We start from the raw sequence: 18,065 nt of genomic DNA, 5'->3' as shown, positions 1-18,065 counted from the left end.
GTCGCATGAACAAGAAAACAACCGCTACCCGAGAAAAAATCCTGGCTACCGCAGAGCAATTGATCTATCAAAACGGCATTCATGCCACAGGCATGGACCTTTTGGTCAAAACCTCCGGCGTAGCAAGGAAAAGTATTTATCGCTATTTCGCGACCAAGGATGACGTGGCTGCCGCCGCGTTGAATGAACGTGATGAGCGCTGGATGCGCTGGTTCAGAACTGAATCTGATAAAGGCGATACGCCTCAGGATCGCATTTTGAATATGTTCACCGTTCTCCGGGGCTGGTTTGAATCAGAAGACTTTCGTGGTTGTGCATTTATCAACACCGCCGGAGAAGTGGGTGACCCTGACGATCCCGTTCGCCAGATAGCAAAGCTGCATAAACAAAAATTGCTGGATTACACGCTCGAACTCACTGAGCAATTAAACATCGAGCAACCTGCCGCGCTGGCCAGACAGCTACTGATTCTGATGGAAGGCGCGATCACCATGTCCTATGTAATGGGCGATTGCAGCGCCGCCGACAATGCAAAGGACGTTGCGAAACTCTTGCTGGAACAGGCCTCTTCATAACGCCTGCGTATCAAAAAATGACGTCTACTGATATATCCGAATTTACAGGAGGCTTTACCATGTCCGAAACACAAACTCGCCCGCCACTTCCTCCTTTTACTCGCGAATCGGCGATTGAAAAAGTGCGGCTCGCTGAAGATGGCTGGAACAGTCGCGATGCCGAAAAAGTTTCACTGGCGTACTCACTGGATACCCAATGGCGTAACCGCGCCGAGTTTGCCAATAATCGTGAAGAGGCCAAAGCATTCCTTGCCCGTAAATGGAAAAAGGAGCTTGAGTATCGTCTTATTAAAGAGTTATGGGCGTTTGATGGCAACCGCATTGCGGTTCGGTACGCTTACGAATGGCGTGATGACTCAGGTAACTGGTTCCGCTCTTACGGCAACGAAAACTGGGAATTTGAAGCAGATGGCCTGATGAAGCGTCGCTTCGCCTGTATCAACGACATGCCTATCAAAGAGAGTGAACGCAAGTTCCACTGGCCGCTGGGACGTCGTCCGGATAACCATCCGGGTCTGTCGGAACTGGGTCTGTAAATTTGTCGCTAAGCCCCCGGATACAGTGGTAGCCGGGGGCTTTTTCTCAACGCAAAAATAACGCTAGATGTTCATTCAAATCAGGCGTCGATTCCGTTGAGGTTAATGTCGCCATGCTTTTGACTGGCCGTAACGTGACGCAAGTTTGTCGAGAAAGGTGAATAAATTTTTGTTCATTTCGCTGTAATCATTCGCCCGCAGTTCGTCTGGCGACTGGACGAAACGATATTCAGCGGCCCGGCGTAAATCGTTGTCGGAATGCGCAATCAATAATTCGACGACCTCAGGTGTCAGTTCCATGTGGCACTGAAACCCGTAAACCCGATCAGAATACGCGACTATCTGACGTGGGCATCCCTCGCTCCAGGCGATAATTTCCGCCTCAGGCGTAAGCCCCGGCATATCGTTATGCCAGTGACCAACGTCAAGGGTATTGCCGAAGTGAGAGAACATCTCGTTCATCACACCTTTATCGGTCATAAAAATGGGAAACGTGCCAATCTCTTTTTCCGGACTGTGAGCAAAAGGGGCACCCAATGCTTCGCCAATCAGTTGAGCACCCAGGCAAACACCGATGACGGCTTTACCTGAATTCACCGCAGAGGCAATCAGCGCCTGCTCAGCCTTAGAATCAAAATGCGCGCACTCTTCCACGCTGACGGAGGGATCCTGTGGGCCGCCCATGATGATCAGCAGATCGATGTCCCGTGCATCTGCGGGAAGTGGTTGACCTGCATAAACGCGGGAAAAGGTTATCTCATGGCCGCGACGCGTGGCCCAGGTTTCGTAAGCGCCGGGCGCTTCGAAACGTTCATGAACAATGAAATGTACTCGCACAGATGTATGCTCCTGTAATACGGGTCATAAAGTTAATTAAGCGCGCTTTACCTCGCCAACGTTGTCGCACGGGTAAAGTTAGCAGGGTCATGGTAAACAAGAGGTTCTCATCTGAAATGCCAGTCAGCATTGATAAAACGCCAAGACATGATGAGGCGACGGGTTGGTCAGGAACGGCCATTTCTTATCGTCGTGGAGAGGTCGATCCCGCGCATTACCATCTTGAAGGGCAGCTATTATTTGCTACCAGAGGCGTTATGCTGGTTGAAGCCGCTGACAGACAGTGGGTTATTCCCCCTCAGCGCGCCCTCTGGATCCCACCGCTTATGGTTCATTCTTATAGCGTTCTGTCAGACACGGAATTACGGGCTGTCTACGTCAGCAGTAACCTGATTGCGGCCTGTACAAACTTCAGCAGGAACAGCCAGGTTCATACCATTAGTGCGACGCCACTGGTGAAAGAACTCATAAATGGCCTTTTTACGGGTGAATATAACGCGCCGATAAAGCGAAAAATGGCGCTCTTACTGCTGGATATTCTCAGCGAGACACCCTCCGGGGGCGCAGAACTTCCCATGCCACGTGATGAACGTTTATTTCGTGCCGCAAGAGAGCTGGTGTTCAGTCATCGCTGGAACGCGTCGCTGATCGACCTGGCTGACATTGCGAATATGTCGGAACGGACTTTTTCTCGCCAGTTTTTACGTGACACCGGGTTCAGCTTCCGGACATGGAAACAACGAGCCAGGATATACGCATCCTTAGATCTGCTCGCTGATAACGTCCCCGTGAAACAGATCGCCTATCAGCTCGGCTTCTCATGCCCTGCGGCGTTTTCTGCTGCGTTCCGTTCTGTAATGGGAACAACACCCGGTGAGTTTTAACCTGAGTGCGGCGGGGAAGTGAAAGAACGACCGGTAATCAATGCCGGTATCAGTCAAAGTAAGGTTTTAACATTTCTTCAGTCCAATTCATAAAAGCTCTTACACGCTGCGACAAGTTGCGCCGGTGCGCGACAACAAAAAATGCAGCAAGCGGCGCGGGACGAAAATGGGGCAACACTTCAACCAGTGCGCCGCTTTTGATATGGGATACGAGTGAGGAATAACCGCCCTGAATTAAGCCTAACCCCGCCAGTCCCGCCTCATGATAAGCCGGTACGCTGTTGACTCTCACTGTGCCTGGTAACATCAAAGATTGATAACCCTCGCCTGCCGGATACTCCCATCCGTCAGGTTTCGAACCAAAGTTGTGCATATAATGAACCATCCTGTGTCCCTGACTGAGAAGATCATCAATCGTCTGCGGAACACCAAAACGATCAAGATAGCGAGGGCTGGCCGCGTTGATCATGCGCAGATGCCCCAATGGCCGTGCAATAAGCGTTTCATCAACAATGGGGCCGAGGCGAACAACGCAGTCAAACCCTTCCTGAACCAGATCGACACGGCGGTCAGTACTTGAAAGTTCGATGTCCAGTTCAGGATGTGCTTCCAGCAGCTGCGGCAGAGCAGGGATCACCACGCTTTGTGCCAGTACCGCTGGCATATCAACGCGTATCCTTCCCCTTAATGACTGACCGCCGTGAGAGAACATGGATTTCAGTTCTTCTGCTTCCGACAGAAAGTCGCGGGCGCGCGAATAAAACACCCGTCCGTCTTCAGTTAGCTGCACAGTCCGCGTTGTCCGGTGCAGTAGCGTAGCGCCAATTTCCTGCTCAAGTTCACGTACCACCAGTGAAGCGCGTCCTTTCTGGATACCCAGACTTTCGGCTGCCTGCGTAAAGCTCTTCATTTCCGCCACACGCGCAAAAATGATCAGAGGCTCCAGATTTTTCATTGTTCACCTTTTCGGTAACAGTGCGTTATTTTTCCCGCTATTTATGGCCATATTAATACTTAATAGACTGCTTTCACACCGCGTATCCCGCATAACGCTGTGTGAAGGCAATGAAGATGATTCATCCCAGGAAAATGATTTTACGTTCTCACCTGTCTATGTACTTACGCTGGAATATCCAGCCGCTAACGAAGGATAAAACCCATGAATAAAGGTTATCTCATCGCCCATGTAACCGTTTCAGACCCCATCGCCTACGCTGAATATGCCAGAGCGGCCGCAGCGGCCATGGAGAATTTCAATCCGAAGATCATTGCCTGGTCCGGGCAGTACGAAAACCTTGAGGGAGAGTCTCATGAACGGCATGTCGTTTTTGAGTTCGATTCTTTTGCTGAAGCCAAACGTTTTTATGAAAGCCCGGAATATCAGGCAGCAAGATCGCTACGTTCGGATGCCGCCAGCGGAACGTTTGTATTGGTTGAAGGCACCTAAAGCCGAGGAATAGCCGCCCGGCAGGACGAACTGCCACGCTGAACGGTAACAGGCAAATGTTTTAAGACGGGTTTCACCGGCTGCGCTTCACGCGCCTTGCCCGACCCAGCGATCTGCCAGTGCCGCGAGTACCTCACCTTGCCGTTCGAAGGCCTGCGTTCAGGTATCGGTGCTGTCCGTACGCCACCGGGGTGCGCAACCAATGAAGCACTGAACAGTTCTGTGGTGGTAGTTTCATCCATGACAGACTGCGTTTCGCTGACATCCCGACTGTCGGGATATCGCTCTTCGCTGCATAACGCCCCGCACTCACGGCAGGTTGTCGGTTGATCACGAGGTGCCTGGGTCGTTGAGGCGGATATTCACCCGACCGGTAGTCCAGGCATTCTGCCTGGACTGGTTCAGGTTAACAGCCCGCAAACCTTCTTTTGAGTGGGAACATTCACATAAATCTGTCTGCGCCGCCTGATGCTTCAATGGTCTGGCCGGTAACAAACTGATTCCTTTCGGAGAGCAGGAATACCGCAATCGCTGCAATATCTTCAGGCAGCCCAAAGCGACCTACCGGGGTTTTTTCTTTTCCCAGTAATGCTATAACTTCGTCGTCCGTTTTGTCAGCCAGTTCAGGGCGGCGATGGCGGACATTCGGCAGCATATTTTGTGCCCAGTTATCCGTCGCGACAGCGCCCACGCCAATCGCGTTAACCAGAATGCTCTCCGCCGCTACGCTCAGAGCAAGGCTTCGGGTCAGGTTGTTGATAGCCGCGCTCAGTGCATGTGAGACGGTAAGTTGCGGGTTTGGGTAGATGCCGCCAATAGAGGAAATATTGACAATGCGTCCCCAGTTTCGTCTCTGCATCCCCGGTATCACAGCTTTGCAAAAGCGTCGCATGGCGGAGAATTTGGTTTCAGTCATTAGCTGCCAGTCCTCTTCCGACGTGGTTAACAGCGTGCCCGCATGGGCTCTTCCGGCATTATTCACCAGCAAATCAATGTGCCCAAAAACCTTTTCCGCTTGTTCAACGACCCGCGAAGGCAGGCTGGGATCCGTCACATCCCCCGCGACAGGCAGCACCGAAACACCATACTTATCGGCGATCTTTTTCGCCGCCAGGATAAGGTCAGGTTCTCGTCTGGAAACCATAACGACATGCACACCATTTGCGGCCAGTTCTTCACAGATACTGAAACCAATCCCGGTTCGCGCTCCGGTTACCAGCGCCACTTTGCCTGTCAGTTTTAAATCCATTTGTTGCTCCTCAAATTAAGCACCGTTAATAACATCGGAACTATTAGTCACCGATCCCGATTTCAGACGCTTGTACACTGAAATTCAGACGTCTGAAAAAAACGGTCAAAGCATTGAGAACCGCCTCTGCTTATGCTGCAGGAAAGAGTGAGTGTAGAGCGAGGTGGGGTCAGTGCGTACGGAGAACCATGAGCTTTCTTCAGCCAGGATTCTGATGCTGGCGATCATTTGCTGCATTGTGGTCGCGAATATTTATTTTAATCAATCCGTTCTGAACCTGATCGCGGCTGCCTTTCCCCATGAATGGGCTGCTGTTTCGTTGATCCCCATGGCCACCCAGTTAGGCTATGCGGCGGGGTTATTCTTTCTGATCCCATTAGGTGATTATATTGAGCGTCAGAAGCTTATCCTGCGTCAGGCTCAGGTGCTTTTCCTGGCGCTGATCGGCATGATGTTAGCGCCAACCGCGACAGTGCTGGTGTGCTTCTCTTTTCTGACGGGGATGGCAGCAACGGTTGCCCAACAAATCGTGCCACTTGCGGCTTCTCTCTCGAAAGTGTCTTCGCGGGGTAAAACGGTGGGGACCGTGATGAGTGGCGTCCTTGCCGGTATTCTTGCTGGCCGGGCTATCGGGGGTCTTATCGGTCAGTATTTCGACTGGCGTGGCGTCTTTTTGTCCGGCGCGGTGATGACATTGCTGGCGCTATTTTTCATCGCGCGTATTTTACCTTCTCAGTCGTTGCCGACACCCGCGTTTCATTATCTGGCGGTGTTACGTTCATTAGGCTATTTGTGGAAAAGTGAACCGCAGGTGCGCGATGCGACGCTGACACAAGCGATGCTGTTTGCCTCCTTCAGCGTGCTGTGGACCGTGCTCCCTTTCTGGTTATCGTATCGCTACGATTACGGGGCAGGGGTAACCGGAACTCTGGCTGCTCTGGGGTTAATCGGTATTCTGTGCGCACCACTGGCAGGCAGTTTCAGCGATCGCCAGGGACCCTTCCGGATGGTGGTTTTGGGTGTGTTACTCATGCTGTTTGCCTGGGTTGTTCTCTGGGGCTGGAACAGCATGGCGGGGTTGGTGGTAGGCATTTTACTGCTCGATGCGGGTGAACAATGTGTACTGATAGCGAACCAGCACACAATTTATTCTTTGCGCCCGGATGCCAGAAACCGTCTTAATACACTCTTTATGAGCATCATATTTATGGGCGGGGCTGGCGGTTCACTGGCTGCCGCCTGGGTGTGGGAGGCAACGCATAGCTGGACGCTGATTTCTTCAGCGGGAGTAGGGCTGGTGATGATGGGGATGTTAGCCACCGCGAGGCGTCACTATTCAGGCCACCAGTCTGGCACGTAGCGCGAGAGCTTTTCTGACATCCGGTGCCCTGTCTGCGCCATCGACACCTTGTAAAACGTTTTCGATTAACTGCTTCGCCGCGAATGTTTCCCCGGCTTGCGCCTGCAATGTAGCCAGTGAATAAGCAATGCGCAGAGCCCAGCCGTGAGCCTGTTGCTGACGCGCTTTGCCCAGAGCCTGCTCCAGCATCAGGCGTTGCTCCTGAGGCGGCAATTGCGCGGCGGAAAGACGCATCAGCTCAGGCGCACACCAGTTTTCATGATCCAGCGTGGCGCTTTGCTGCGATAGCCCGCTATCAATTTCCGACAACAAGGGAGAGTATTGCCAGTCCAGCCCCATCGCTTGCAATGAGCTAAACAGGGTGGTTTGACTCACATCGCTATGGCTAAACCGTTTGGCCCAGACAAGAAACAGCTCGCCATAGGTTTTCCAGAAATACAAATCATGTTTTTCTGCCACACGAATCAGCCAGTTTGCCGCTTTTATCACCCAACGTGGCTTGCGATCCAGTGCCGCTGTCATACAGGCGCCTTCCGCCAGGGCGCAGCAAAGCGAACAAGCATGTTGTAAACGCGCGGCTTTTTTAATGCCGCGCCATGCCATCTGTCTTGCGGCTTGATACTCGCCTTGTACCCAGAGTAAACGAGACAGAAAAGCCAGGCCTGCTGTCTCCTGATCCAGACCAAAACGGAAAGAGTGGCTTGCGCTCTCACGATCGCACCAGGCCAGCGATTGCAGCAGGTCATTGCGCCCAGCGACATGCTGACCTAAAAAATGCAGCGATACACCGAGAATACGTAGCCCGGTAGCCTGTGCTTCCGCGTCATTGATGGCCCGTGCGAGTTCGTACATAGATTGCGCATGCTGACGTGATTTATTCAGTTCGCCCGTGCGCAGGCAATACAGCCATAAGCCGTAATGCGCCTGCAAACATATCTCTTTGTCGTCGAGCTTTTCGGCCAGTGTCAGTGCGGTTTGCCAGGCTGAATGGGTTTCAGATGTCGGGCCTTTTGCCCAGGTTGATGCCTTACCAGCAGCGGCGCAGAGGTTCATCCGCTGGCGTAACGTTAAGACTATCCGCGAACGTTTTTCATCTAACAGAGGATAAATATGACGCTGACATTCATCATAGAGTGAATATTCAATCCAGAACGGCGTCATCGCCTGTAAGATCTCAAGCCCTGTAGAGGCATCTCGCCCCTCAGGTAATGTTTGCTGTAAAACGCGCCGTAAATCATTAAGGATGTGGCCATAGCGTTCCCGCCACTGTTCCGTTGGCAGCATCAACCAGTCATTCCGGGCCTGCTCCACCAGAACTTTATAATAATCGACAAAACGGGCCATCAGCCCGTCATATTCCTCCGCCTGCCTGAGTTTAGTGCAAGCGAACTGGCGCATGGTTTCCAGCAGCCGAAAACGGGTTACTGGCACCTGATGACGGGTCTGAATCAGTGACAGGGAGAGTAACCGCTGCAGATCGTCAATAACCTGCCAGCTATCTTTGTCTTCAGTCTCAAGAAAATCATTGACTGATTTCATACTGAACGAATCGGTAAAGATGCCCAGCGTCCTGAATAACTGCTGTTCGCGTGCGTTGAGTAACTGATACGTCCACTCCAGCGTGGTCACGATTTTCTGGTGCCGGGGAACGCGAGCGCTGAGCGTATTGCTCAATAGCTGGAAACGGTCCTCCAGTCGGCTATAAACCTCACTGATGCTCATCACAGGCAGACGGGAGGCCGCAAGTTCAATGGCTAACGGCAAGCCATCAAGATGACGGCACAATTCGCCAATCAACGGCAATTCACTGTCTGAGGGATGGAAATCATGCCGGTTGGCCTGCACACGCTCGATAAAGAGGCGGACGCTGGCAAAAGACATTAACGCCTTATTATCATTGATTTTCTTTTCAGGAACCTGCAATGGCGGCAGTAAATATTGTTGCTCACCGGCAATCTGTAACGCCACCTGGCTGGTCAACAGCAGCCTGATATGCGGAGCCTGCGTCATGAGTAACGTCGCTACAGGTTCCAGCTCACTAATGACGTGTTCACAATTATCAATCAGCAGTAAACACCGACGTCGCGCAAGCTGTTGGCGTAAATCAGCATCATGCTCAACGGTAGCAAGGGGAAGATGTAACGCTTGTGAAAAAACAGAGAGCAAGCCAGATGTTTCGGTGATATGCGCCAGTTCTGCCACATATATGCCATCAGGAAAATGCGTGCGCACAAGATTGACAACTTCCCACGCCAGCCGCGTTTTCCCCACGCCCCCGGGACCGGTAATGGTTACCATCTGGTGCTGATTTAACAAGGCACAGACTTCCTGCACTGCCTTATCACGCCCTAAAATCGACGCCAGAATAGGGGTAACCACCGGGGCTGGTCGGACTGATTCAAGGGGAGTCTGCGACGGTACGCTGGTGATGTTAAAGCGGTAACCACAACCAAACTCAGTGATAAGCAGATGCCGGTCATGACCCAGTACGCGGCGTATAGCGGAAATATGCGCCTGAAGATTATTTTCTTCGACGATGTCATTTCCCCATACTTGCGTGAGTAAAGTCTCTTTGCTTACCGCTTTACCTTCCGCTCTCAGCAGAACCACCAGAACATCAAACGCTCTGGCCGAAATTCTTACTGGTTTACCCCGGTGCAACAGAATCCTTAGCTGGGGCCAGACTTGCCACTCAGCAAAGTGAATCTCATCGGCTGTTATCATGGTTTTGAGATCTTCAGTTTTTGACCGTCACGAAATCATACTGTGCGGAGAAAGCCATTTTAACAAGAATCAGGGAGCGCATTGTATGCCCTGCCTGATCTGTGTTTAGCTCGCGCTACCCTGAACCGCACTGATTATAGAACTGCAGTCTGACTCTAGGCGATGCATCCTGTGGCTGAAAACGCCCCATCTTGCCAGCCCTGGTGCATCATTCTTGTCTGGAAAAGCTCTCAAGTTATCCGGTTTTATGTCGTTAGTTATATCGATGTGCGAATTCACATCAATAAGCGCAGCGCATCTATTCCGCAGTGTTGAGGATGGTGAGTTGCTACGGAAAATGCTGTATGGACTCACCAGTGACCCACTTTACATCGCAGGTCTGGGGAAACGGATTTTATGATTATCACGACATCCACAGTGAAATACACACAGACGCAAAGCTCCTCTGAAGATATTTCAAAAGCCACTGTCCCTCAGCCTGTACAGCGGTCAAATAAGACGCCTGCAGCCTCAGGGCAAACGACTTTCAGCGGTATGGGGCTGCTGATGTCCCGCCTGTTCGGCGATACGGGCAGCAACCACATGGATCAGCAGTTCCCTTAAGAATTCTGCAGCGTTTGGGGTAGCGCGATAAGTTAAGCGCTGGCGATAAAAATGCCGCTGGCGCGGCGTAATAATAATGTAGGTTGCGCAATTAGCTGGATCGTAAATTTTCAATTGCACTGTCGCTGAGCGTGAGCACCGATTTAACGCTGACGCTTATTCTGTCGATAATGGCCTGCCGTGGGCCAAGACGCCACGCTTCACTGTTATAAAAAGATTCCTGAGAGGATTTCAGGTGGGAGAGGCTGTCATAAGCTCTGATCAGATAGTAAGCGTCATCGTCATGGGTTGATATGCCAAAAGAAACGATATCCATGCCCGCTGAACGATGAAGTGGAGCACTCTCCTGCGTCATGATCCTGTGAAACTCTTTCCCGGTGCCGGGTTTGAGGGTGTACAGCAAAAACTCTACGGCTCTCATCTTCGATATCCTGTCCATTTTTTTCATTATTGCGCCCTTAACCGGTGAAACTTAACGCAGCGACCAGGCTGACACCTGTTTTGGCCTGAGCGTCTCCTGCGTGCCAAAGCGGACATCCCTGACCATGCCGCGTTTGTTATCACCGCGACAGGTAATCTAAAGATGTTTAAGTATATGGTCCAGAAAAGCACGTACCGCAGGATTGGCGCGACGGCTTTCATGCCAGACCGCCGTAATATTGCGCCGCTCCACCGTAAAATCTGCAAGTACGGGAACTAACTTTTTATCCCTGACCAGGGAAGCCACCATAAAATTCGATGCCATGCCTATTCCGGCCCCGGCAGCCATTGCGGCTATGGCGGCTTCACTGGCATCAACAATCACCGTTGACGAAGGCACGATTTCAATCTCCCGCTCACCGACACGGAACGGCCAGCGAAAAAGTTGCCCGGTATTTTGGTAACGCAGATTAATCGTTTGGTGCCCGATTACGTCATTAGGATGTTCCGGAGGGGCGCAATTGGCTAAATATTCAGGCGAGGCATAACACCCTATCTGATACGGCGGGAGGCGACGCGCCAGGAGGTTCGAATCCGCGAGATCGCCAATTCGAATGGCAATATCAATATTCTCATCAACAATGCTTACCACCTGGTCATTCAACCGTAAATCAATCGTCACTTTTGGGTGAAGCGCGCAAAATTGCGCAAGAAGGGGGGCGATGATATGGATGCCCACCGGTAACGATGCCGCAATGCGTAACGTTCCTGCCGGTTCCGCGCGTGTGCGTTTCGCTACCTGCTCGATCTCCTCGGCATCCCGTAGCAATCGCAACGCCCGTTCGTGCAGTTCGCGGCCTTCGGCAGTTAAAACGAGCGAGCGCGTCGTTCGGGTGAATAAGGTTACGCCGAGATGCTTTTCCAGCCGTTGAATGCTTTTACTGATTGCGGAAGGTGAAACGGAGAGCGAGCGGGCAGCGGCACTATAACTGCCCAGAGCGCCGGCACGAGCGAATGCGATAAGACCCGTGAGTCTTTCAAAACCTATTTGTTCCTTCATGGCACAATTAAAGCGAAATACAGCCACATTATCAATCCTGAATATTAGCCGTATGCTCTGTTAACTGAGTGCTTTTTAGAGTGAGACGGTAATGACTGAGATGATGAAAGCGGTACAGCTACATGCGTTTGGTGGGCCTGATAACCTGCTTTATGAAGACGTCCCCCGGCCCGTTGTTGGAAGCGACGACGTCCTTGTTCATGTGCAAGCGGCCAGCCTTAACCCGCCAGACTGGTATCTGCGTGAGGGGTATCGGGCACTTCCGCCTGAATGGTGGCCCGCGCCCGCTTTTCCGCTCATTTTGGGCACCGACATATCAGGTGTTGTCGCGGCGGTCGGTAAAAATGTCACAGGGTTCAGTATCGGGGATGCGGTCTATTCGATGGTGCGTTTTCCTGAAAGGGTGATGGAAGGCAGTGGCGCTTATGCAGAGTATGTAAGCGTGCCTTCGTCAGAACTGGCGCTGAAACCTCGGGGAATTGGATATGTTCAAGCTGCGGGGGCACCGATGTCACTGCTCACGGCCTGGCAGTTTCTTGTCGAGACAGGGCATGACGAATCGAATCCTTTCCAGTCTTTTCCACATAAAGCCGTTCCATTAAGCGGGCGGACCGTGTTGGTGAATGGTGCCGGGGGCGGCGTGGGGCACCTTGCTGTTCAACTGGCCCATTGGAAAGGTGCGCGAGTCATTGCCGTGGCCTCTTCCCGCAATGAGGGGCTTTTACGCGAACTGGGGGCAGACGAGTTTATTGACTACACCAAAACCGCAGCCGAGAGCGTAGTAAAAAATGTTGATCTCGTTCTTGATGCGGTGGGTGGTGCCAATATGGCGCGCTTTCTGCGCTGTATCAGGCCTGGCGGTGCTCTCTTTCTGGTTAATCCTTTGGGTTTTTCCGCACATCTTGTTGAGGCTGCGCAAAAAGAGGTGACGGTGTCATCGACGCAAGTACGTTCCAGCGGTGCGCAATTATCGGAAGCAGGCCGTCTCCTGGAAAAAGGTGTTGTCCGAGTGGTGGTTGATAGCACCTATCCATTAGCAATGGCCTCTGCTGCCCATCAGCGCGCAGCAATGGGAAGTATTCAGGGCAAAATTGTGCTGACAAACTTTTGATAATCGCGTCCCCGAATGGCCAGACATTGCGATCTGGGATGACAGAAAAAGGCAACGATATGCTCATCATTTGCGGCTATGTGAACATTAAACCCGCTGATTTACCGCTGTTTATGAGCGATATAAACGTGCTCGCTCAAACCGTGCGAAAACGTGCAGGAAACCTCTCGTATGACGTGGCCGTAGAGGATTTCCTGGCTGGACGTGTGCTCATATCGGAACGCTGGAAAGATCAGGATGCACTGTCTGTGCATCTGGCCGCTCCCCATACCCGGGCATTTATCAGCCGATGGCAGGAACGAATGACGGCAGAAATCCTGAAATATGATGCCCTTAACGAAAGAGGGCTTCTGGATATGGAATGACCATTGAATAGCGATGAAATATGCGGTTGTTCAAAATCGCTCCCGGCGTTTTTGTGCGGGCAGATTCCTCGCGGGCTCGTCATCTGTCCAACGGACTGCGCCAGTTGTCGAACCCTGGTTGGGGCTTCTCATCCCCCCTGCGGGAGTGCGATATGCGAAAAAAAGCCCGCATTTGCATGCGAGCTCTTCTTTAAATGATGGCGGTGAGGGGGGGATTGATTCGCTGCGCTCACCCTACGGGCAGCCCACTCACTGCGTGCCTGGTCTGTCCAACTGGCTGCGCCAGTTGTCGAACCCCGGTCGGGGCTTCTCATCCCCCCTGCGGGAGTGCGATATGCGAAAAAAAGCCCGCATTTTCATGCGAACTCTTCTTTAAATGATGGCGGTGAGGGGGGGATTGATTCGCTGCGCTGCGCTCACCCTACGGGCAGCCCACTCACTGCGTTCCTGGTCTGTCCAACTGGCTGCGCCAGTTGTTGAACCCCGGTCGGGGCGTCTCATCCCCCCTGCGGGAGTGTGATATGCGAAAAAAAAAGCCCGCATTTGCATGCGAGCTCTTCTTTAAATGATGGCGGTGAGGGGGGGATTGATTCGCTGCGCTCACCCTACGGGCAGCCCACTCACTGCGTTCCTGGTCTGTCCAACTGGCTGCGCCAGTTGTCGAACCCTGGTCGGGGCGTCTCATCCCCCCTGCGGGAGTGTGATATGCGAAAAAAAAGCCCGCATTTGCATGCGAGCTCTTCTTTAAATGATGGCGGTGAGGGGGGGATTCGAACCCCCGATACGTTGCCGTATACACACTTTCCAGGCGTGCTCCTTCAGCCACTCGGACACCTCACCACATTGTTTTCCCGATGTTGCCGGGACGGGCGCTAATGTAGGAAAAACCCGGAACGCCGTCAATCCTCTTTTTCAATAAATTAGCGCGTTTAGACAAACTTCAAACAACCTGCTTCTTAAACGTTCTGAAATCGTTTTTTTTCTCGTCACGGTACTTTCTCCGCGCGGCATGGAGGAAATTTGTTATGCTGAGCGGCCTTAGCGAAAAAGCACAATAGTTCCGGAAAATAACCGGATACATCACACCAGGTTCTGGAGTTGATATGGAAATTATCTTTTATCACCCCTCATTCGATAACAACGACTGGATTCGCGCATTGAGTCAGGCGTTGCCGCAGGCAAATATCCGCGCATGGACGCGGGGAGACGTTGCTCAGGCCGATTACGCGCTGGTCTGGCATCCACCGGTTGAAATGCTGAAAGGCCGACAATTAAAAGGCGTTTTTGCATTGGGGGCGGGTGTCGATTCGATTCTTAGCCAGTTGCACGCCCATCCTGAGATGCTTCCCGAGTCTATTCCGCTGTTTCGCCTGGAAGACACTGGCATGGGGCTACAAATGCAGGAGTATGCAGTGAGCCAGGTGTTGCACTGGTTCAGACGTTTCGATGATTATCAGGCGCTAAAACAGCAGGCGAAATGGCAACCGCTGGATGAATACGAGCGTGAAGACTTCACCATTGGCATCCTCGGTGCAGGTGTGCTCGGTGCGAAAGTGGCCGAAAGCCTGCTCCAGTGGGGGTTCCCGCTGCGTAGCTGGAGCCGCAGCCGTAAGAATATGCCCGGTGTGACCAGTTTTGCGGGTGGTGAGGAGTTACCTAACTTTCTTGATGGCACTCGAGTGCTGATCAATCTGCTGCCGAACACTCCGGAAACGGCAGGTATCATTAATACTGCGTTGCTCAACCAGCTCGCTGATAACAGCTATGTAATAAATCTTGCGCGCGGTGTGCATATCGTCGAGCGTGATCTGCTTGCAGCGCTGGAGAGTGGAAAGCTGAAGGGTGCCATGCTTGATGTCTTTAGCCAGGAGCCGCTACCGTTCGATAACCCACTTTGGGCGCATCCTCGTGTTGCGATGACGCCGCATATAGCGGCGACGACGCGTCGCAATGAAGCTGTGGCTTTTATTGCGCAGGCTATTCAACGTATTGAGCGGGGTGAAACGGTCAGCGGGCGGGTAGACAGAGCGCGTGGTTACTGACGGACGCCCGGCATCGCCGGGTTTTGTCATTAAACTCGCCAACGATAACTGCTATCCTTTGCAGAAATAACTACAGGAGTGAGTCATGTATCCCGTTGACCTGCATATGCATACCGTCGCCAGCACCCACGCTTACAGCACGCTTCACGATTATATTGCCGAGGCAAAACGCAAAGGGATCAAACTCTTTGCCATTACTGACCACGGGCCGGATATGGCGGATGCGCCGCACTACTGGCACTTCGTGAATATGCGCATCTGGCCCCGGCTGGTCGATGGTGTGGGGATTTTGCGCGGTATTGAGGCCAATATTAAAAACACCGAGGGTGAAATCGACTGCACCGGACCGATGTTGACATCGCTGGATCTGATTATCGCGGGTTTCCATGAGCCGGTGTTTCCACCGCAGGATAAAACGACTCATACTCAGGCCATGATTGCGACTATCGCCAGCGGCAATGTCCATATTATTAGTCACCCCGGTAACCCGAAATTTGACATTGATATTCCGGCCGTTGCCGCCGCCGCCGCGAAATATGGTGTCGCGCTTGAGATCAACAATTCGTCGTTTATACATTCGCGCAAAGGCAGTGAGGCGAATTGCCGCGCTGTGGCAGCCGCAGTGCGTGACGCCGGCGGTTGGGTGGCGCTGGGATCGGATTCTCATACGGCGTTTACATTGGGCGATTTCAGCGAGTGCCGTAAGGTGCTGGACGATGTCGGTTTCCCGGAAGATCGTATTTTGAATGTCTCACCGCGCCGTCTGCTGGATTTCCTCGAATCTCGCGGCATGGTGCCAATTACCGAATTTGCAGAACTTTAATACTGACTGGAACAACTGAATGAACGAATTTTCAATCCTCTGTCGCGTACTGGGCTCGCTGTTTTACCGCCAGCCGCAAGATCCTCTGCTGGTACCGCTCTATACCCTGATCCGTGAAGGAAAACTGGCGGAAAGCTGGCCGCTGGAGCAGGATGAGTTGCTTGAACGGTTGCAGAAAAACTGCGATGCGCAGGCACTGGCGGCCGATTACAACGCGCTGTTTGTTGGCGAAGAGTGCCGCGTCTCACCTTATCGTAGTGCCTGGGTTGAAGGTGCGATGGAAGCGGAAGTGCGCTCATTTTTGTCCAGCCGCGGCATGCCATTGACCGACGCGCTGGCCGATCACATCGGGACGTTGCTGCTGGCGGCTTCATGGCTGGAAGATCAGTCTGCCGAGGATGAAAGTGAGGCGCTGGAAACCTTGTTCGCCGATTATCTGCTGCCGTGGTGTGGCACCTTCTTTGGCAAAGTTGAAGCCCATGCGACAACGCCGTTCTGGCGCACCATGGCCCCGCTGGCGCGCGATGCAATTGCTGCGATGTGGGATGAGTTGCAGGAAGAATCAGATGAGTAATTGTGATTTTCGTCACAATTAAAATGCAACAGAGATTTGTGGTTTTCAAATAGTGTGCGCACTGTCGCATCTCAGGCGTGCGCATCTGCTATGATGCGCGCCATGAACATTCTCCTTTCTATCGCCATTACGACAGGCATTCTCTCCGGTATCTGGGGCTGGGTGGCTGTCTCTCTCGGTTTATTAAGCTGGGCCGGTTTCCTCGGCTGTACCGCCTATTTCGCCTGCCCGCAGGGTGGTGTGAAAGGGCTGCTTATTTCCGCCTGCACAGTCATGAGCGGCGTGGCCTGGGCGCAGGTCATTATTCATGGTGCAGCACTGGCTCCGAATCTGGACATTGTCGGTTATCTGATGACCGGTATGGTGGCGTTTTTGATGTGTCTGCAGGCCCGAAACTTGCTGCTCTCTTTTGTACCGGGGACATTTATTGGTGCCTGTGCGACGTTTGCCGGGCAGGGCGACTGGCGGCTGGTCATCCCTTCGCTGGCTATTGGGTTAGTGTTTGGCTATGCCATGAAAAACAGCGGCCTGTGGCTGGCTTCTCGCCGTGCACAGCCGCTGCTTAAAGAGCAAGAAAAAGCGTGACCGGAAGTCACGCTTTTCTTTTTCAGGACTCCGGCGGTGCCGCCATTTCACGGTATTTTGCCAGCACGGGGTTATGACGATCGGCTCCTTGTTGCAAATCCCACAGCCCCCGATCAATCCCGTCATTGATCAGTAAAATCACGCCCGTTTCAATCGCCGACATCAGGCAGAGCATGACCGGTTCGTTGGCGGTATAGCCAATTTCGCCCTCCAGTAGTCGCTGGTAGTCAATAAAGCGAAACACTCCGGCTTGTACTTCGTAGGAAAGAATAGTTTTACTGGTGTTGACCGAAGAGAGAATTTCTCCGGTTGTGACATTTATCACCCGTAAATTCACTGCGATTTGATCCAATTGATATTGTGTGTCGCCACCGATGCCGAAATAACGCGCACCAACGCCGCCGGACTTTACATTACTCTCGTAGCCAATAATTGACCCTTCAATCATGATATTCGCGGCGGTCAGCGAGGGGAGTGGAACGCGATTGTTAATGGCGACAGTCCCGTTTTCTTGCGCGGCGCGAATGATTTTTCGTTCGTTTAAAAGATTCTGCAAGCCCTGGCGTTCCAGTGGTACAAACCAGCGTGAATCTTTCAACGCCGTGACTAACATTGCGGTCGCGCTTTGCGGGACGGCGGTAGAAAAGTTACTTGCCGGGTAGGGCTTAAATTGCCCGGTTTCATCCTGGATGTTATACACCGAGACGAAAATTTTCCCGCTTGGCATCGGCAGATGCGTCAGGTCCTGATAACTTTGCGCTCGCGGCAACAGCGTCGGCTTAGCGGCTTGTTTTGGCGGCGCAGTCAGGCAACCGCTTAATAAACACACGGCGAATAAAATAAATAGACGCGACATAGTTATTGTCCTGT

The 18,065-nt window shown here is 52.5% G+C and carries 19 protein-coding genes and 1 tRNA gene; 12 read left to right on the top strand and 8 right to left on the bottom strand.

Going from position 1 to position 18,065, the window contains the following annotated elements:
- Positions 1 to 5 precede the first annotated feature (5 nt).
- Both ACFX4O_RS00420 and ACFX4O_RS00415 read left to right on the top strand, forming a co-directional pair.
- Complete coding sequence (locus ACFX4O_RS00420; RefSeq protein WP_380206494.1) at positions 6 to 575, top strand: TetR/AcrR family transcriptional regulator; 570 nt, start codon at positions 6 to 8, stop codon at positions 573 to 575.
- Positions 576 to 634: 59 nt separating this feature from the next.
- On the top strand, positions 635 to 1,111 hold the full coding sequence (locus ACFX4O_RS00415) for a nuclear transport factor 2 family protein (protein ID WP_131413750.1): 477 nt from the start codon (positions 635 to 637) through the stop codon (positions 1,109 to 1,111).
- 102 nt (positions 1,112 to 1,213) lie between these two features.
- Here ACFX4O_RS00415 and ACFX4O_RS00410 read toward each other — a convergent pair whose 3' ends face one another.
- On the bottom strand, positions 1,214 to 1,948 hold the full coding sequence (locus ACFX4O_RS00410) for a type 1 glutamine amidotransferase (protein WP_380206492.1): 735 nt from the start codon (positions 1,946 to 1,948) through the stop codon (positions 1,214 to 1,216).
- Positions 1,949 to 2,064: 116 nt separating this feature from the next.
- Here ACFX4O_RS00410 and ACFX4O_RS00405 point away from each other — a divergent pair, with 116 nt between their 5' ends.
- Positions 2,065 to 2,832, top strand: a complete 768-nt coding sequence (locus ACFX4O_RS00405) for a helix-turn-helix domain-containing protein (RefSeq protein WP_131413748.1) — start codon at positions 2,065 to 2,067, stop codon at positions 2,830 to 2,832.
- 49 nt (positions 2,833 to 2,881) lie between these two features.
- On the opposite strand, the gene ACFX4O_RS00400 is transcribed toward ACFX4O_RS00405, so the two are convergent.
- On the bottom strand, positions 2,882 to 3,787 hold the full coding sequence (locus ACFX4O_RS00400; RefSeq protein WP_380206490.1) for a LysR family transcriptional regulator: 906 nt from the start codon (positions 3,785 to 3,787) through the stop codon (positions 2,882 to 2,884).
- 204 nt (positions 3,788 to 3,991) lie between these two features.
- On the opposite strand from ACFX4O_RS00400, the gene ACFX4O_RS00395 reads away from it, so the two are divergent.
- The gene (locus ACFX4O_RS00395) at positions 3,992 to 4,279 is read left to right on the top strand and encodes a DUF1330 domain-containing protein (protein WP_380206488.1); all 288 of its coding nucleotides are present in this window, start codon (positions 3,992 to 3,994) and stop codon (positions 4,277 to 4,279) included.
- A gap of 442 nt (positions 4,280 to 4,721) precedes the next feature.
- Here ACFX4O_RS00395 and ACFX4O_RS00390 read toward each other — a convergent pair whose 3' ends face one another.
- The gene (locus ACFX4O_RS00390; protein WP_380206486.1) at positions 4,722 to 5,528 is read right to left on the bottom strand and encodes an SDR family NAD(P)-dependent oxidoreductase; all 807 of its coding nucleotides are present in this window, start codon (positions 5,526 to 5,528) and stop codon (positions 4,722 to 4,724) included.
- 214 nt (positions 5,529 to 5,742) lie between these two features.
- Between ACFX4O_RS00390 and ACFX4O_RS00385 the strand changes: the two genes are divergently transcribed.
- Positions 5,743 to 6,888 (top strand): MFS transporter, encoded by a 1,146-nt coding sequence (locus ACFX4O_RS00385; RefSeq protein WP_380206484.1) that lies wholly within the window; start codon positions 5,743 to 5,745, stop codon positions 6,886 to 6,888.
- On the opposite strand, the gene ACFX4O_RS00380 is transcribed toward ACFX4O_RS00385, so the two are convergent.
- Entirely contained in the window at positions 6,865 to 9,612 is a 2,748-nt protein-coding gene (locus ACFX4O_RS00380) for a winged helix-turn-helix domain-containing protein (RefSeq protein ID WP_380206482.1), read from the bottom strand. The genes ACFX4O_RS00385 and ACFX4O_RS00380 overlap by 24 nt on opposite strands.
- Before the next feature lie 396 nt (positions 9,613 to 10,008).
- Between ACFX4O_RS00380 and ACFX4O_RS00375 the strand changes: the two genes are divergently transcribed.
- Positions 10,009 to 10,215 (top strand): hypothetical protein, encoded by a 207-nt coding sequence (locus tag ACFX4O_RS00375; protein WP_380206480.1) that lies wholly within the window; start codon positions 10,009 to 10,011, stop codon positions 10,213 to 10,215.
- 91 nt (positions 10,216 to 10,306) lie between these two features.
- Here ACFX4O_RS00375 and ACFX4O_RS00370 read toward each other — a convergent pair whose 3' ends face one another.
- Positions 10,307 to 10,636, bottom strand: coding sequence for an NIPSNAP family protein (locus ACFX4O_RS00370; RefSeq protein WP_131413754.1), 330 nt, complete (start codon positions 10,634 to 10,636; stop codon positions 10,307 to 10,309).
- Positions 10,637 to 10,792: 156 nt separating this feature from the next.
- Complete coding sequence (locus tag ACFX4O_RS00365; protein WP_380207614.1) at positions 10,793 to 11,695, bottom strand: LysR substrate-binding domain-containing protein; 903 nt, start codon at positions 11,693 to 11,695, stop codon at positions 10,793 to 10,795.
- Between the two features lie 91 nt (positions 11,696 to 11,786).
- On the opposite strand from ACFX4O_RS00365, the gene ACFX4O_RS00360 reads away from it, so the two are divergent.
- The gene (locus ACFX4O_RS00360; RefSeq protein ID WP_380206478.1) at positions 11,787 to 12,806 is read left to right on the top strand and encodes an NADP-dependent oxidoreductase; all 1,020 of its coding nucleotides are present in this window, start codon (positions 11,787 to 11,789) and stop codon (positions 12,804 to 12,806) included.
- Positions 12,807 to 12,865: 59 nt separating this feature from the next.
- On the top strand, positions 12,866 to 13,171 hold the full coding sequence (locus tag ACFX4O_RS00355) for a putative quinol monooxygenase (RefSeq protein ID WP_380207613.1): 306 nt from the start codon (positions 12,866 to 12,868) through the stop codon (positions 13,169 to 13,171).
- Positions 13,172 to 13,923: 752 nt separating this feature from the next.
- Here ACFX4O_RS00355 and ACFX4O_RS00350 read toward each other — a convergent pair.
- Positions 13,924 to 14,011: transfer RNA gene (locus ACFX4O_RS00350), tRNA-Ser, on the bottom strand.
- 263 nt (positions 14,012 to 14,274) lie between these two features.
- Here ACFX4O_RS00350 and ghrA point away from each other — a divergent pair.
- The 4 genes from ghrA to ACFX4O_RS00330 all read left to right on the top strand — a co-directional run bounded on the left by ghrA (position 14,275) and on the right by ACFX4O_RS00330 (position 17,195).
- Entirely contained in the window at positions 14,275 to 15,213 is a 939-nt protein-coding gene (gene ghrA, locus ACFX4O_RS00345) for a glyoxylate/hydroxypyruvate reductase GhrA (protein WP_380206476.1), read from the top strand.
- Between the two features lie 85 nt (positions 15,214 to 15,298).
- On the top strand, positions 15,299 to 16,036 hold the full coding sequence (locus tag ACFX4O_RS00340) for a phosphatase (RefSeq protein WP_131411667.1): 738 nt from the start codon (positions 15,299 to 15,301) through the stop codon (positions 16,034 to 16,036).
- A gap of 19 nt (positions 16,037 to 16,055) precedes the next feature.
- Positions 16,056 to 16,610 (top strand): molecular chaperone, encoded by a 555-nt coding sequence (locus ACFX4O_RS00335; RefSeq protein WP_380206474.1) that lies wholly within the window; start codon positions 16,056 to 16,058, stop codon positions 16,608 to 16,610.
- 102 nt (positions 16,611 to 16,712) lie between these two features.
- The gene (locus ACFX4O_RS00330) at positions 16,713 to 17,195 is read left to right on the top strand and encodes a DUF1097 domain-containing protein (protein ID WP_208430932.1); all 483 of its coding nucleotides are present in this window, start codon (positions 16,713 to 16,715) and stop codon (positions 17,193 to 17,195) included.
- A gap of 22 nt (positions 17,196 to 17,217) precedes the next feature.
- Here the strand turns inward: ACFX4O_RS00330 and csgG are convergent, their stop codons facing one another.
- The gene (csgG, locus tag ACFX4O_RS00325; RefSeq protein WP_131411673.1) at positions 17,218 to 18,051 is read right to left on the bottom strand and encodes a curli production assembly/transport protein CsgG; all 834 of its coding nucleotides are present in this window, start codon (positions 18,049 to 18,051) and stop codon (positions 17,218 to 17,220) included.
- Positions 18,052 to 18,065: the final 14 nt, after the last annotated feature.

Origin of the sequence: Kosakonia sp. YIM B13571, assembly GCF_042788095.1 — a bacterium.
Classification (GTDB): domain Bacteria; phylum Pseudomonadota; class Gammaproteobacteria; order Enterobacterales; family Enterobacteriaceae; genus Kosakonia; species Kosakonia quasisacchari.
The sequence above is the reverse complement of the archived record's forward strand: the minus strand, read 5'-3'. Positions and strand labels throughout refer to the sequence as shown.

Bases quoted from the DNA above. Each gene is read 5' to 3' on its own strand.
- ACFX4O_RS00420 (WP_380206494.1), top strand. From the start codon at position 6: ATGAACAAGAAAACAACCGCTACCCGAGAAAAAATCCTGGCTACCGCA.
- ACFX4O_RS00415 (WP_131413750.1), top strand. From the start codon at position 635: ATGTCCGAAACACAAACTCGCCCGCCACTTCCTCCTTTTACTCGCGAA.
- ACFX4O_RS00405 (WP_131413748.1), top strand. From the start codon at position 2,065: ATGCCAGTCAGCATTGATAAAACGCCAAGACATGATGAGGCGACGGGT.
- ACFX4O_RS00400 (WP_380206490.1), bottom strand. From the start codon at position 3,787: ATGAAAAATCTGGAGCCTCTGATCATTTTTGCGCGTGTGGCGGAAATG.
- ACFX4O_RS00395 (WP_380206488.1), top strand. From the start codon at position 3,992: ATGAATAAAGGTTATCTCATCGCCCATGTAACCGTTTCAGACCCCATC.
- ACFX4O_RS00390 (WP_380206486.1), bottom strand. From the start codon at position 5,528: ATGGATTTAAAACTGACAGGCAAAGTGGCGCTGGTAACCGGAGCGCGA.
- ACFX4O_RS00385 (WP_380206484.1), top strand. From the start codon at position 5,743: ATGCTGGCGATCATTTGCTGCATTGTGGTCGCGAATATTTATTTTAAT.
- ACFX4O_RS00380 (WP_380206482.1), bottom strand. From the start codon at position 9,612: ATGATAACAGCCGATGAGATTCACTTTGCTGAGTGGCAAGTCTGGCCC.
- ACFX4O_RS00375 (WP_380206480.1), top strand. From the start codon at position 10,009: ATGATTATCACGACATCCACAGTGAAATACACACAGACGCAAAGCTCC.
- ACFX4O_RS00370 (WP_131413754.1), bottom strand. From the start codon at position 10,636: ATGAGAGCCGTAGAGTTTTTGCTGTACACCCTCAAACCCGGCACCGGG.
- ACFX4O_RS00365 (WP_380207614.1), bottom strand. From the start codon at position 11,695: ATGAAGGAACAAATAGGTTTTGAAAGACTCACGGGTCTTATCGCATTC.
- ACFX4O_RS00360 (WP_380206478.1), top strand. From the start codon at position 11,787: ATGACTGAGATGATGAAAGCGGTACAGCTACATGCGTTTGGTGGGCCT.
- ACFX4O_RS00355 (WP_380207613.1), top strand. From the start codon at position 12,866: ATGCTCATCATTTGCGGCTATGTGAACATTAAACCCGCTGATTTACCG.
- ghrA (WP_380206476.1), top strand. From the start codon at position 14,275: ATGGAAATTATCTTTTATCACCCCTCATTCGATAACAACGACTGGATT.
- ACFX4O_RS00340 (WP_131411667.1), top strand. From the start codon at position 15,299: ATGTATCCCGTTGACCTGCATATGCATACCGTCGCCAGCACCCACGCT.
- ACFX4O_RS00335 (WP_380206474.1), top strand. From the start codon at position 16,056: ATGAACGAATTTTCAATCCTCTGTCGCGTACTGGGCTCGCTGTTTTAC.
- ACFX4O_RS00330 (WP_208430932.1), top strand. From the start codon at position 16,713: ATGAACATTCTCCTTTCTATCGCCATTACGACAGGCATTCTCTCCGGT.
- csgG (WP_131411673.1), bottom strand. From the start codon at position 18,051: ATGTCGCGTCTATTTATTTTATTCGCCGTGTGTTTATTAAGCGGTTGC.